General features: G+C 43.1%; 8 protein-coding genes. 5 read left to right on the top strand and 3 right to left on the bottom strand.

Going from position 1 to position 15,085, the window contains the following annotated elements:
* Positions 1–19: 19 nt before the first annotated feature.
* The 3 genes from gltB to gldD form a co-directional block, all read right to left on the bottom strand.
* Positions 20–4,594, bottom strand: coding sequence for a glutamate synthase large subunit (gene gltB, locus OKW21_RS25445; protein WP_277485111.1), 4,575 nt, complete (start codon positions 4,592–4,594; stop codon positions 20–22).
* Between the two features lie 548 nt (positions 4,595–5,142).
* Positions 5,143–7,236: an ATP-dependent DNA helicase RecG gene (recG, locus tag OKW21_RS25450; protein WP_277485114.1), complete on the bottom strand. Its 2,094-nt coding sequence runs from the start codon at positions 7,234–7,236 to the stop codon at positions 5,143–5,145.
* A gap of 4 nt (positions 7,237–7,240) precedes the next feature.
* Positions 7,241–7,837, bottom strand: coding sequence for a gliding motility lipoprotein GldD (gene gldD / locus OKW21_RS25455; protein ID WP_277485115.1), 597 nt, complete (start codon positions 7,835–7,837; stop codon positions 7,241–7,243).
* Positions 7,838–8,074: 237 nt separating this feature from the next.
* Between gldD and rfbB the strand changes: the two genes are divergently transcribed.
* From rfbB to OKW21_RS25480, 5 genes are all read left to right on the top strand, one after another.
* Entirely contained in the window at positions 8,075–9,130 is a 1,056-nt protein-coding gene (gene rfbB / locus OKW21_RS25460) for a dTDP-glucose 4,6-dehydratase (RefSeq protein WP_277485118.1), read from the top strand.
* 289 nt (positions 9,131–9,419) lie between these two features.
* On the top strand, positions 9,420–9,545 hold the full coding sequence (locus OKW21_RS25465) for a hypothetical protein (RefSeq protein ID WP_277485120.1): 126 nt from the start codon (positions 9,420–9,422) through the stop codon (positions 9,543–9,545).
* 383 nt (positions 9,546–9,928) lie between these two features.
* The gene (locus OKW21_RS25470; RefSeq protein WP_277485123.1) at positions 9,929–11,440 is read left to right on the top strand and encodes a glycine--tRNA ligase; all 1,512 of its coding nucleotides are present in this window, start codon (positions 9,929–9,931) and stop codon (positions 11,438–11,440) included.
* A 101-nt stretch (positions 11,441–11,541) separates the two neighbouring features.
* The gene (locus tag OKW21_RS25475) at positions 11,542–12,264 is read left to right on the top strand and encodes a zinc-dependent peptidase (protein WP_277485126.1); all 723 of its coding nucleotides are present in this window, start codon (positions 11,542–11,544) and stop codon (positions 12,262–12,264) included.
* Between the two features lie 200 nt (positions 12,265–12,464).
* On the top strand, positions 12,465–14,972 hold the full coding sequence (locus tag OKW21_RS25480) for an efflux RND transporter permease subunit (protein WP_277485129.1): 2,508 nt from the start codon (positions 12,465–12,467) through the stop codon (positions 14,970–14,972).
* Positions 14,973–15,085: the final 113 nt, after the last annotated feature.

Consider the following 15,085-nt stretch of genomic DNA (forward strand, 5'->3'; position numbering starts at 1 on the left):
TTTCTTTAGTTTTTTAGGTTTAGACTTTAGAGGCTGTTTTTTGTTTAATATCCTCGTTCTCAGATAACTCCTGCGCTGCTTTCCTGCGTTTGAGTACAGCTTTGAATTCAGTAGGCATTACCTTTACAAAGTGCTGCAGGTTTTCTTCCCACTTTTCTAAGACCGCAGCAGCTACTGTACTGCCAGTATACTGCTTGTGACGAGTAATCATCCCCTTGATCATAATTTGATCTTCTACATCCAGCTGTTCTAGCTCTACCAGTTCCTTATTGCAATGTTTATTAAAAGTATTCTCAGGGTCATAAACAAAAGCCATTCCTCCACTCATCCCGGCGGCAAAGTTACGCCCGGTGTCACCTAGCACGACCACCACACCACCAGTCATATACTCACAGCCATGATCTCCTATGCCCTCTACTATAGCACGCACACCGGAGTTTCTGACGCAAAAACGTTCTCCCGCCATACCTCTGATATAAGCGTCACCGGAAGTAGCGCCATAGAAAGCGACATTGCCGATAATCATATTGTCCTCAGGTACGTACTTTGACTCTTTGTGAGGGTAGATTACAAGCTCACCACCGGAGAGGCCTTTTCCAAAATAGTCGTTGGCCTCACCTTCCAGTTCAAAGCGAATACCCGGAGCGGTGAAAGCAGCGAAACTCTGACCAGCCGAGCCTTTAAATTTGAAATTGATGGTTCCGGCAGGAAGTCCGGGCTTACCAAACTTTTTGGAAACTTCGTTGGAAAGCAAAGCACCGACAGAGCGGTTGGTGTTAATTAATTTAAAGCTTGAATGTACTGATTCAGCATTTTCCAAAGCAGGACGAGCAGCTTTGACTAATTCCCAATCCAGCACTTCTTCTATACCATGATCCTGCTCCTGTTGCTTATAGATACCTACATGAGAGGGGACCTCCTCTTTGGCCAGTATACGACTCAAATCCAGGTTTTTAAGCTTCCAGTGATCAATATTGTCGCGTACTTTCAAACAGTCTACCTGGCCAACCATTTCATTAACCGTACGGAAACCAAGCTCTGCCATTATTTCTCTAAGCTCTTCTGCCAGGAAGTTAAAAAGGTTTACCACATATTCCGGCTTTCCTGTGAAGAGGGCTCTCAACTCAGGGTCTTGGGTAGCTACACCCACCGGACAAGTATTCAGATGGCACTTACGCATCATGATACAACCTTCGGTAACCAGTGCGGCAGTAGACACACCAAACTCTTCAGCACCCAGTAGAATTGCCACGGCAATATCACGTCCGGTCTTAATCTGTCCGTCGGTCTGTACAGTGATACGGCTACGCAGATTATTTTTCACCAATGTCTGATGCGTTTCGGACAATCCTAGCTCCCAGGGGAGTCCTGCATGGCGAATGGAGCTGATTGGAGAGGCTCCTGTACCACCGTCATGACCTGAAATTAGCACCACATCAGCATGAGCTTTAGACACGCCCGCTGCAATCGTGCCTACTCCTGAAGAAGCCACCAGTTTCACATTGATACGTGCTTCTCGATTTGCATTTTTTAGGTCATAGATCAGCTGCGCCAAATCCTCAATAGAATAAATATCATGGTGAGGCGGCGGCGAAATCAAACCTACACCGGGTGTGGAGTGTCGCACACGTCCGATCCATTCATCTACTTTATGGCCGGGTAGTTGTCCCCCTTCACCGGGCTTAGCGCCCTGGGCCATTTTGATCTGCAGCTCATTAGCATTAGACAGGTAATGGCTGGTCACACCAAATCGTCCTGAAGCTACCTGTTTGATGGCTGAGCGCTCCCAGTCACCATTTGGTTTACGCTCGAAACGGATTTCATCTTCTCCTCCTTCACCACTATTACTCTTACCTCCTATACGGTTCATGGCAATGGCCAGGGTAGAGTGTGCTTCATGGGAGATAGATCCGAATGACATAGCTCCTGTGGCAAAGCGCTTGAAGATACTTTCTTTAGACTCAACTTCCTCAATAGGAATGGATTTCCGACTACTTTTGAACTCCATCAGTCCTCTCAAGGTATTTGCTTTCTGGGCCTGGTCGTTTATTAGCTTCGCGTATTGTTTATATTGTTGGTAATCGTTTTTACGCGTAGAGTTTTGTAGTAAGTGGATGGTTTGAGGGTTAAACATATGACGTTCCCCCCTACGCTTCCACTGATATACACCTCCTACCTCAAGTTTAAGGGACTCCTGTGCTTCTTCAGGGAAAGCCATACGGTGGCGCACCAGTGTTTCTTTAGCAATATCGTCAAAGTCCACCCCTTCAATACGCGTCATGGTACCAGCAAAACACTTATCAACTACTTTTTTACTTACGCCAAGGGCTTCAAAGATCTGTGCTCCCTGATAAGACTGCAGAGTAGAAATACCCATTTTTGAGAAAATCTTCAGCAAGCCCATATTCACCGCTTTGATGAACTGCTTTCTTAGCTTCTTGGGAGAATAATCCCCATGGATAAGTTTTTGTGCCTTGAGGTCATTTAGGGTCTCAAAAGCAAGGTAAGGGTTTACGGCATGTGCCCCATAACCTACCAGCGTAGCTACATGATGGGTTTCACGTATATCGCCTGCTTCAACTACCAGGCCTGCCTCTGAGCGAAGGCCGTTTCTGATCAGATGGTGATGTATAGCTCCTGTGGCCAGTAAAGACGGTATCGGGGCTCTCTCACGATCAAAATTACGATCCGAGATAATGATAATATTAGCGCCATCTCTTACGGCTTTTACAGCCTCTTCATTGATGCGGTCAATGGCTGTTTCCAAGTCACCAGCCTCTCCTTTTGCACTAAAAGTAGCGTCAATCGTTTGCGTTTTGAATCCGGGAATCTGGATATACTTTAGTTTCCTCAGATCACTATTGGTCAGCACCGGCTGTACCATATTGATCTGATGAGAATGCTCAGGAGTTTCGTCAAGTATATTCTTCATCCCCCCTACGCTGGTAAACAGCGACATCACCAGGCGCTCACGAATAGGGTCAATCGGAGGGTTACTTACCTGAGCGAACAACTGCTTAAAGTAATGGGCCAAATGCTGGCTATGATCTGAAAGTACAGCTAATGGAGTATCAATACCCATAGAACCAATAGGCTCCTTACCTGCACTCACCATAGGAGCCAGTACCGCTTTCAGGTCTTCGGTAGTATAGCCCAACGTCATCTGACGGGTAAGCAAAGGCAACTCATCAGAAGATTTTTTATCCTGCCCGTTCAGGTTTTGAGGATCAGGGAGATCCTGCAAGAAATATTTATGGTCATTGAGCCATTCGCGATAAGGCTTCTGCGAGCATATTTCCTGTTTAATTTCCTCATCACTGATGATCCGACCTTCTTCCAGATTAGCCACAAACATACGTCCTGGCTGCAAACGTCCTTTCAAAATGACTTTAGATTCATTCACAGGCAAGGCACCAGCTTCAGAGGACATCACAAGTTTATCATCCTCAGTAAGTAAGTAGCGAGAAGGACGAAGGCCATTTCTATCCAAGGTCGCCCCTACCATTTTACCATCGGTAAAACAAATGGAAGCGGGACCATCCCAGGGCTCCATCATGGCTGCATGGTATTCATAAAAAGCCTTTTTAGGATCTTCCATCAGGTCGTTGTCCTGCCAGGCTTCAGGGATGAGCATCATCATTACATGGGGAAGCGAGCGACCACCCAGATAAAGTAGCTCCACGATATTATCCAGGTTAGCTGAATCAGAAAAAGAGGCATCGCAGATCGGAAGAATTAAATCAAGCTCTTCATCTGTAAATAAAGTAGACTTTAACAATGCTTCCTTAGAGCGCATCCAGTTTACATTTCCACGAATGGTATTGATCTCCCCATTGTGCGCGATAAAACGAAATGGCTGAGCCAGTTTCCACTTGGGGAAAGTATTGGTAGAAAACCTGGAGTGTACTAGTGCTAATGCTGTTTTGAAATTAGGCTTTTGCAGGTCAGTATAATAAGGACGTACCTGAAAGGTAGTTAACTGCCCCTTATATACTATAGTATTATATGAACAGGAAGCAATATAAAATCTATCTATCGTATCCTTAACTTTATTATGTATAGTATGCGACACATAATTTTTGAGCACGAAAAGGCGGCGCTCCAGCACCATAGGATCTTTATTACTACGATCCTTCAGGCGAAGGAAAACCTGCTCCACGTGGTGCTCAACCAGCTTTGCAGAGCGGCCCAGGCTATGGTTGTTAGTAGGGACTTTACGGGTTGTGATTATTTCAAATCCGAGTTGCTCGGCTACCTCTTTCCACAAGCCGTAGCACTCAGCTCTTTTGTTTTCGTCCAGAGGAAAGAAAATCATGGCAACTCCGTAACTATCAAAACCCGGAAGGGTAATGTTCTGGCGTTTAAGTTCATCCTGGAAAAACTCATGAGGTTTCTGTACCAGAATACCTGCACCATCACCCGTATCAGGTTCACAACCACAAGCTCCCCTGTGTTCCATGTTTTGCAACATGATAATGGCATCTTCAACAATCTGATGTGACTTTTTTCCTTTAAGATTAGCCACGAAGCCGATGCCACATGCATCATGTTCAAACTCTGGAGAGTATAGGGTTTGTTGTCGAGAATCTTTCATTCAGCTCAAAGATTAGTGGTAAATTCTGCTATTTATTTTATATTTTGTTTTGCAAACAAAAATCAAAATATTATTTTGGTGATTTTAATATCATGTACATATATCAGATAAATTTATCTTATGCACGCTTATATTATTCTATTTCAATAGCATATATTACAAATATGCTCATCTCAAAATATTATTTTGGAAACGAGTAATATACTTAATTAATCGCACTTTTTAAAAGATAATTCCATCACAGGCAGATGAAACTATTGATGGAGCAAGAGATTCTAAGGGCATTTTTTGAAGCTAAAAAGCTCGTCGGCAATAATTATTGATAATATTATAAAAAGAAGAGAAAAATAACTTTTCCTTTATGATATTCATAAATACATCTATTTGAATATTTTTTTGAGAAGTTTTAAAAAAAATCTAGATTTTTACTTAAAAGATAAGCATACCACCTTTTTCTTAGTGAACTTTCACTAAAGCATCTCTTTTGTTAGATTATATTTAATAAATAAAGATTTAAAGGAAAATCCTACCAATCAACCCATCTGCCATTAGCTGATTTTGCTCCAGTTGGTTGAGTCCTGCCTGAGAGAATAAATATGATTTCTGATAGGCTGATGATCGGTGAGTATAAGTTCTGGATCTTTTTCCAGCACGAGCATGGCTGACAAGCGAGCCTCCTGTAAAATTTTACCATCTTTGGTAATATCAGCGACCAGCAGATCCAACACTCCACTTTGTTGTGTACCCTCAATATCTCCAGGCCCCCGTAGTTTCAGATCTACTTCGGAAACCTCAAAGCCATCATTGGTGCGCACCATCGTATTCAACCTGACCTTACTTTCCTTACTGAGTTTGTATTCAGTCATCAGTATACAATAAGACTGCTCAGCGCCACGCCCTACTCTTCCTCTCAACTGATGAAGTTGGGCCAGGCCAAAGCGCTCCGCGTTTTCAATAATCATCACTGAGGCATTAGGCACATTTACGCCTACTTCTATGACAGTAGTTGCTACCATAATTTTTGTTTTCCCTGCGGCAAAGCGCTGCATCTCAAAGTCTTTGTCCGCAGCTTTCATACGGCCATGCACCACACTTACGGGGAGGTCAGGAAAGGCGCGACGTATTGATTCATAGCCATCTTCCAGGTGTTTGAGGTCCAGCTTTTCAGACTCTTCAATCAGAGGGTAAACAATATAAATCTGCCTGCCCAGGTTTACCTGCTCACGAATGAAGCCAAAAACTGTCAGACGATTTTTCTCATAACGGTGTACTGTTTTGATTGGCTTTCTCCCGGCAGGAAGCTCATCTATTACAGATACGTCCAGGTCACCGTAAAGTGTCATGGCCAGGGTACGGGGGATGGGAGTAGCTGTCATGACCAAAACGTGTGGAACAAAACGATCATTTTTCTGCCACAGTCTGGCCCGCTGCGCTACGCCAAAACGGTGTTGTTCGTCTACGATAGACAGACCAAGGTTGTTAAACTGTACATGCTCCTCCAGCAATGCGTGCGTCCCTACCAAAATGTGCAGGTCGCCATCCCTGAGCATGCGGTCAATGATACGACGCTCTTTGGTTTTGGTAGAACCGGTAAGTAGGGCAATATGCAGCCCCAGTTGTTTGGCAAAGTCTTTCAGGCCACGAAAATGCTGCTCAGCAAGAATCTCCGTAGGAGCCATCATGGCTACTTGTGCTCCGCTACCTATGGCGATAAGCATGCAGATAAAAGCCACAATAGTTTTGCCGCTGCCTACATCTCCCTGAAGCAGGCGGTTCATTTGCTTACCGGAACGTAAATCTTCAAAAATCTCCCGGATTACTTTTTTTTGCGCTTCCGTAAGCTCGAAAGGCAAGTGTTTTTCATAAAAGGCATGTACCAACTGGGTATCTCCCAACAACTGGCCAGGAGACTTTTCCATTTTTGAGAGCTTTAGCTTAAGGATACGTAGCTGTACATAAAACAGCTCTTCAAACTTAAGTCGGAAGCGGGCTTTCTCCAGCCACTCTATGCTCTCAGGAAAATGAATGTGGCGCATTGCATCCTTCTTGGAAATAAGGCCGTACTGCTCAATGAGGTATGCAGGAAGGGTTTCGGGAATCCGCTCATAAGCTCTTTCTATCAGCCGCTTCTGTAATTTAGCAATGGCTTTACTATCAACGCGGCCGCGCTTTAATTTTTCAGTAGTTGCATATACCGGTTGCAGCGGTTTCGCTTCCTGCTGACCGGGAACATAAACCTCCATCTCAGGATGGGCAATGCTAAACTTGCTACCAAAGCGATTGGGTTTTCCAAACACTACATAATCTGTCTGCATCTTAAGATTAGAGGCTATCCACCTAGCCCCCTGAAACCATACCAGTTCCAACACACCGGTACCGTCACTAAAGTAGGCCACCAAACGTTTCTTGTTACCCACACCTACGGTTTCTACCCGCTGTACCTTTCCTACCAGTTGAATATAGGGCATATTTTCATGTACCTCACTGATCTGGTGGAATTGCGACCGGTCCTCATGCCGGAAGGGATAGTGCTGTAAAAGATCGCCGAAGGTAGAAATTTGCAACTCTTCTCTTAGCAGTTTGGCAATGCGTTCTCCTACGCCTTTAAGAAATTCTATTTTGGTATCAAAATAATTAGCCATGCGCCTATCCGCTAATCTGCTCTCCTTCCCATTGTAAAGTATTCAACATATGGATCATGTCTACTTTGATATACTCAATCACCGGAGCGAGAGAGTCATTTTGGGTAGCCGTGCGAAAATACAAGGCCCCACGTAAGAAGTGCTTGGTAGAATCGGTTATATAAAATTGAAACTGACTAGGCACTTCTCCTCTCAGTTCTGCTACCAAGGCGCGCTTGCCACTGGGCGTGCCCAGCACCCTCTCTTCTATAGCTGCTGCTTTGATTTGATGATTGGCAGTGAGACGGTAAGAGTCTTCCAACAGGGTTTCCAGTTTCTCTTCACTATTATTAATAGCTTTATAAGTAAGCTGTATGTTGGCCTGATGCTCAGGATAATACACATTAAGCCAGTAAGGTTCAGCATTGTAGCTTGTATCTTCATGCACTTCTGCATACCTGGAAAACTCAAACTGATAAGGTAAAGTATCAGCTAAACTAACATACTCATGGGATGGAAGGTCAATCCTGTTATAACCTTTAGGCTTAGGGACATAATCTGAACTGCATGCGGTAAATACCAATGTTATGAGAGTAAAAAATATAAGAGCCTTAATTTTCATTAAACTAATTGTTAGTTCTACCTCTTTAACTTATGTAAAGCGCAACGTATAATAAGAAGCAATATTACCAATTTGCACGATGATTGTACCAAGTACAAGAGATGAATCTGAAGCTTGCACTTCAGAAAATAGAAAAATCTTTTTACTAAACCTTACAATATAAGCAAGCATTGTATTTAAATATGAAATAATAGGAAAAAAGGATACATTTGCTCTTTCTTAATTATCGCAAAAATTATGAATACCACAAAAAAAATACTTATTACTGGTGGCGCGGGTTTCATCGGTTCCCATGTCGTCAGGTTGTTTGTCAACAAATATCCTGAATATAGAATTTATAATCTGGATAAACTTACTTACGCAGGTAACCTGGAAAACCTGATGGATATAGAAGATAAGCCTAATTATACTTTTGTACGTGGCGATATCAGCGATGCAGGTTTTATCAATAATTTTTTTGAAGAGACCAAATTTGATGCGGTAATCCACCTGGCAGCGGAATCGCATGTAGACCGCTCCATCAAAGACCCGATGGCTTTTATTACCACTAATGTAGTAGGAACTGTCAATCTGCTCAATGCTGCTAAAAACATCTGGAAAGATGATCTGGATAAGCACCTTTTCTATCATATCTCAACAGATGAGGTATATGGTTCATTGGATAATGGAGGTTTTTTCGTAGAAGACACTTCTTATGACCCCAAGTCGCCTTACTCAGCCTCCAAAGCCAGTTCTGATCACTTCGTAAGAGCTTACCATAATACTTATAACATGCCAGTTATTGTAAGTAACTGCTCTAACAACTACGGCCCTTACCATTTTCCTGAAAAGCTGATCCCGCTGTGTATCAATAATATTCAGAATAAGAAGCCCCTTCCTATTTATGGAAAAGGAGAAAACGTGCGTGACTGGCTGTATGTGGAAGACCATGCCCGCGCTATTGATGTTATCTTTCATCAAGGAAAAGTGGGCGACACCTATAATATAGGAGGTTTCAATGAGTGGAAAAACATTGACATCGTTCGCCTGCTCTGCAAAATCATGGACAAGAAACTAGGTAGAGAAGAAGGCGAATCTGAAAAGCTGATCACCTTTGTGAAAGACCGGGCCGGTCATGATTTGCGTTATGCCATTGATGCCAGTAAACTGATGAACGAACTGGGCTGGGAGCCTTCCCTTCAGTTTGAAGAAGGGCTGGAAAAAACAGTAGACTGGTATCTGGCCAATGAAAAATGGCTTCAGCATATCACATCCGGCGACTATAAACAATACTACGAAGAGCAGTATAAATAGCCGCCTGATTTACTTCCCTAAAACACGAGCTGTTCTGCCGGTTCGGCGTGCGATCACGTTTTTTATATTGATCAGAACAGTTCGTGTTTTGTCTTATGGAAACAGAAATACGGGATTACCTGGCTGCAGCACGTGAAAGTGAGGCTAAGCATAAGTGCATAGACGGAATCATTCTTTGTTACGAGCCAGCATATCCCTCCCCACCATTTGATCGCAATGATCTCAAATCTTGTCAGAACCTGTGCTTTCACTGCTCATTCCAATGACATCAAAGTTTGCCACAAAAAAAATGAAAGCTATTTCTATCCTGATGTGGTGGTTATTAAGAGAGACTAAGGCAACAAATAAGCATCAGGACGTAATGCCCCATCCTCACCTTACCGTAGAAGTTCTTTCAGACAGCACCGAAGGCTAGGACCGCCAGGCTACACTTCGGAGCGATAAATTGCAAGCCCGTCCCACCAATGAACACCTACAGTGCTATGTAATAGGCAATGTTTGATAAATAACTTTTAATGGAGAAGATCTGCCAAATTTTAGGAATTTGGTATATGACATAGCCTAGTTTCGCAAGACAAACCATGGGTAGAAGTCTTTGCAAAAAACCCCGAATCTCAACTGTGGAGGTTAAGTGAAACTCAGGGACTTGAAAGCAACCTCAAACTGTCTGCTTTACATGCAGAACCTGCCCTTCCAGATAATTTGCCAATTAAAATTTCCTCGAAAGAAGTAATCATTCATAAAAAGCTTTTCCTTTAGTCTTGTAATTCCGCTGCATACTGCCCTATCTTTGCGCTTATGGCAAAAGATAGCGCAGATAAAAGCAATGTAACACCGCAGGGCAGGGAAGCGGAAAGCTCCCTTAAGAAAGTAATTGCTCATGCGAAAGAATATGGATTTGTTTATCCTTCCAGTGAGATTTATGACGGTTTACAGGCTGTATACGATTATGGTCCATTTGGGGTAGAGTTAAAAAATAACCTCAAGCAAGCCTGGTGGCAGGCCATGACCCGCCTTAACGATAATATTGTAGGTCTGGATGCTGCCATCTTCATGCAGCCTCAGACCTGGAAGGCTTCAGGTCATGTAGACAGCTTTAACGATCCGATGATTGATAATAAAGATTCCAAGAAGCGTTATCGTGCTGATAATCTGATTGAAGATTATGCGGCTCGCCTGGAAGCCGAAGGAGAGATCAAGACAGCCTATCTCTTGCTCAAAAAAATGAACAGCCTGCTGGAGGCTGAGGATTTAGTGGGGCTTCGCGAACTGATCGTAGAATATGATATCCGCTGTCCTCTGTCCGATACGGCCAACTGGACTGATGTGCGCCAGTTCAACCTGATGTTTTCTACCAAAGTAGGCTCAGTAACTGAAGACTCCAATACCATTTACCTACGGCCGGAAACTGCCCAGGGGATCTTTGTTAATTTTCTGAATGTGCAGAAAACTGCCCGGCAAAAAGTACCTTTCGGTATCGCACAGATTGGTAAGGCCTTCCGTAATGAGATTGTAGCCCGTCAGTTCATTTTCCGTATGCGGGAGTTTGAACAGATGGAAATGCAATTTTTTGTACGTCCCGGCGAAGAAATGCAGTGGTTTGACCACTGGAAGTCTATCCGTATCAAATGGCATGAAGCACTGGGGCTTGAGCCTGAAAAGCTGCGCATACATGAGCATGAGAAACTTGCCCATTATGCTAATGCGGCTATAGATATTGAATACCTCTTTCCTTTCGGTTTTAAAGAAGTAGAAGGGATCCATTCCCGTACGGATTTTGACCTGAAAAGTCATCAGGAGGTTTCTGGTAAAAAGATGCAGTACTTTGATCCGGAAGTAGGCAAAAACTACATTCCTTACGTGATAGAAACCTCTATCGGTGCCGATCGCCTCTTCCTGATGATGATGTGTGAAGCTTATACCGAGGATACCGGTGTAGACGCCAAAGGCAATGAAAAAACCAGAATCTATCTTAAAATACACCCTGCCTTAGCGCCGGTAAAAGCAGCCATACTTCCACTGGTTAAGAAAGATGGCCTGCCGGAAATCGCAACTTCTATCTACGAAGACCTGAAAATGGACCTCAAGGTTACCTATGACGAAAGTGCGGCCATTGGCAAGCGTTATACCCGTCAGGACCTGATTGGTACGCCATTCTGTATCGCTGTAGACCATCAAAGCAAGGAAGACAATACGGTAACTATTCGTCACAGAGACAGTACCGAGCAGGAGCGTATTGCCATTCCTGAACTTAAAAGCAGGCTGCTGGAGGCGACCTCTATGAAACACATCTTTGAGAAACTAGCTTAGTTGTGAATGAACAGCAGCAAGAATTGATAGATCTTAATGCGTTTTTTATAGGTATGATCATAGCGCTCATTTTGGTGAGCGTTTACTTTTTGTACCAGTACATGAAATTTCGTAGAGCTGCATCATCCCAGGTGCCGGAAGATGAAATTCATAAGATACTCCTTCAAAACTTCGCCTATTACCAGGCCTTGGATGAGCAGAGTAAGCATAAATTTGTCCAAAGGGTACAGCTTTTTATTGCCCGCAAGACTTTCATTCCCCGGATGTTCAAAATTGTGACCTCAGAGATGAAAGTGTTGATCGCAGCATCAGCCGTACAGCTTACTTTTGGCTTACCGGATATCTGCCTGCAATTCTTCAAAAGAATTATCATTTATCCGGATTATTACTTTTCCACTGTCAACAACATGATGCATAAAGGAGAAGTTAACCCCAAAGCGCAGGCAATCGTGTTCTCCTGGAAAAGTTTTCTGAAGGGCTATCAGGATCCGGACGATTCTTATAACCTAGGCTTACACGAAATGGCACATGCACTGGAACTGGAGAACCTGATTGAGAATGAAGAGTATGATTTTCTGCATAAAGAAACCTGGGAAGCGTTTCAGGAGGAAGCCGCTAAGCTCAGTGAGCTCATCCGTGAAAATAAGCATGACTTTCTAAGAAGCTATGCGGCTACCAATGAAAAAGAATTTTTTGCCGTAGCCGTGGAAAATTTCTTTGAGCGCCCCCTAACATTCAAGCACAAAATTCCGCGATTATACAGTATATTGGTACTATTGTTGAACCAAGACCCTCTAAAAATAGTAGCTTATTCAGGTGAGTGAATGCTTTGTCTGCCAACTGGTACAAATATATTTACTCAAATCAATAGAACTATTTGAAAATCAATAACATTTGCTTTACATATTCTATTTATTTGTATAGAAACAGAGCTTATTGGATTTTCTCTATTAATTGCATTTTTTCTTAGTTGTTTTTTGCATTCTTCTATTAAATACAGATTTACCCGCTTAGTATTGCTTTCATGTGGATTAAACTAGCCCATACAATCATCAGATATCGCTTTTGGCTGATGATTATTCTGGCCATTATTACAGCATTTATGGCCTATAAAGCCCAGGAACTGGAAGTGAGTTATGATTATGTAGAAGCCGTACCTTCTTCTGATCCTGATATGGTTTACTACGATCAGTTCAAAGAACAATTCGGAGAAGACGCCAACGTATTGGCAATTGGCCTCAGAGATAGCGCCCTTTATCAGGTAGAAAATTTCCAGAAGTATAAATATTTCAGCGAAGAAGTTACCAAGCTGGAGGGAGTAAAATATGCACTCTCACTCCCCAGCATGCAAAAGCTGGTAAAAAATACCGAAAGCAAGCAGTTTGAATTAGCCCCGGTCTTTGTGGAAATTCCCAATGATCAGGCTGGCCTGGATACGCTCTTACAACAGGCGAACGACCAAAAGTTTTATAGTGGTCAGCTCATCAATGAAGAGAATGGCGCTACTTTCATGTTGATCGCTATAGAAAAAAAAACGCTCAACTCAGACAAGCGGCAACAACTTATACTGGACATCCAACAATTAGGGGAAAGCTTTTCAGAAATTACAGGCATTGAACTCCACTATGCAGGGATTCCTTTTGTACGCACCATTATGAATGCCAAGGTACAGTCTGAGTTACAGATTTTCTTAATTCTTTCGGTCCTCGTAACCGCATGTATACTCTTGCTTTTCTTTCGCTCATGGGATGCGGTAATTTTTCCGCTGATCATCATCGGCATTATGGTAGTCTGGTCTATGGGTACGCTAGCCCTTTTTAATTACGATATTACAGTACTTTCCGGCCTTCTGCCGCCTATCATTGTAGTCATCGGGATACCGAATAGTGTCTACCTGCTCAACAAGTACCATCAGGAATACAACCGGCATGGCGATAAGATCAAAGCCCTCACCAATATCATAGAAAAGATTGGCTTGGCAACCCTCATTACCAATGTGACTACTGCTATCGGTTTTCTGGTGTTGATCTTTACCGAAATTGCCATTCTTGAGGAATTCGGCCTGGTAGCGGGGCTTAATATTCTGGCTACTTTTATTGTCAGCATCATTCTCATTCCTGCTGTATTCTCATACTTGCCTCCACCGAGTTCCCGGCAGCTAAAGCACTTACGCTTCAGAATGATAGATAGAGTACTTACCCTTCTGGACTTACTGGTGCACCGACATAAATACCGTGTGATGATGGGCGCAATAGCTGTAGTCGCTGTTTTTGCATTTGGCATGTTTAAGATAGAAGCGGTTTCTTTTCTGGTAGATGATGTTCCCAATGACAGTGAACTCAAACGCGACCTGGCATTTTTTGAAGATAACTTCACCGGCATCATGCCCCTGGAAGTAGTCATAGACACCCAGCAGAAAAGAGCCATTACCCGGGTCCCTACCCTCCAAAAAGTAGATAATTTCCAGCAATACCTGGCAGAGCAGCCTGAGATCTCAGAGCCTATCTCAATAGTGGGCTTTATCAAAGCGGCCCGACAGGCATTCTATAACAACAGCCCGGCCTTTTATGCTTTGCCAGACAATCGGGATAAGGCCTTTGTTTTCCGTTATTTACAAAATTCGCAGGCCCAAGGGCTCATTTCCGATGAAGAAACAGACGAAAATAATGAAGCAGCTCAGATGGACCTGCTTAGTAACTTCAGCGACAGCACCGGGCAGCAAATTCGCATCTCACTTAAAATTGCCGATATAGGCTCCAATGAGATCAAAACGCTGATTAATGAGAAAATACGCCCCAAGGCAGAGGAGATCTTTGACAGTGAAGAAACAAAGATCAACATCACCGGAGCAAGTCTGCTGTTTACCAAAGGGAATGAGTTCTTGATTGACAACCTGCTGGTCAGTCTCTTGCTGGCATTCTGCCTGATTGCGCTGATCATGGCCATGCTCTTTGGCAGTTTCCGTATGATACTTATTTCATTAGTACCTAATCTTATCCCGCTCATTATCACAGCGGGCATTATGGGCTTTGTAGGCATACCACTCAAGCCCAGCACAGCCATTATTTTCAGTATAGTATTCGGGATATCAGTAGATGATTCTATTCACTTTCTGGCCAAATACCGGCAGGAGCTTAAGCTGCACAAAGCTTTTGTGCCTATTGCCATCAGCAAAAGTTTGCGCGAAACCGGCACCAGTATGATTTATACTTCTACGATTCTTTTCTTTGGTTTTATCATTTTTGCTGGTTCTAGTTTTGGCGGTACTATGTATCTGGGAATCCTTACGTCGCTCACCCTACTCATTGCTATGTTTACCAACCTTACCATACTTCCTGCCCTACTGATGGCTTTTGATAATGGCAAAGGTCTGGTGAAAAAGCATGATCAGGAGATTTTCCATTTGATTGAACACTATGATGAGTTTTACCAAGAAGATGAAGATGAGGAAATAGATCTGGAGAAAATAGAGCGTCCTAATGGTAGCGGGCAAAATGAAGAGGTGAGCAACGAAAACCGAAGAGAGAATTGACCAAAAACTAATAAGTTCACCCTGATAGCTATTCAGTAAAGTGTAATCAATACCTGTGCTCAGCACTATGTATCATCTTCACTCAATCTTTTGGCATCAGGCCAACGCATAAC

The organism is Catalinimonas alkaloidigena, assembly GCF_029504655.1.
GTDB classification, from domain to species: Bacteria; Bacteroidota; Bacteroidia; order Cytophagales; family Cyclobacteriaceae; genus Catalinimonas; species Catalinimonas alkaloidigena.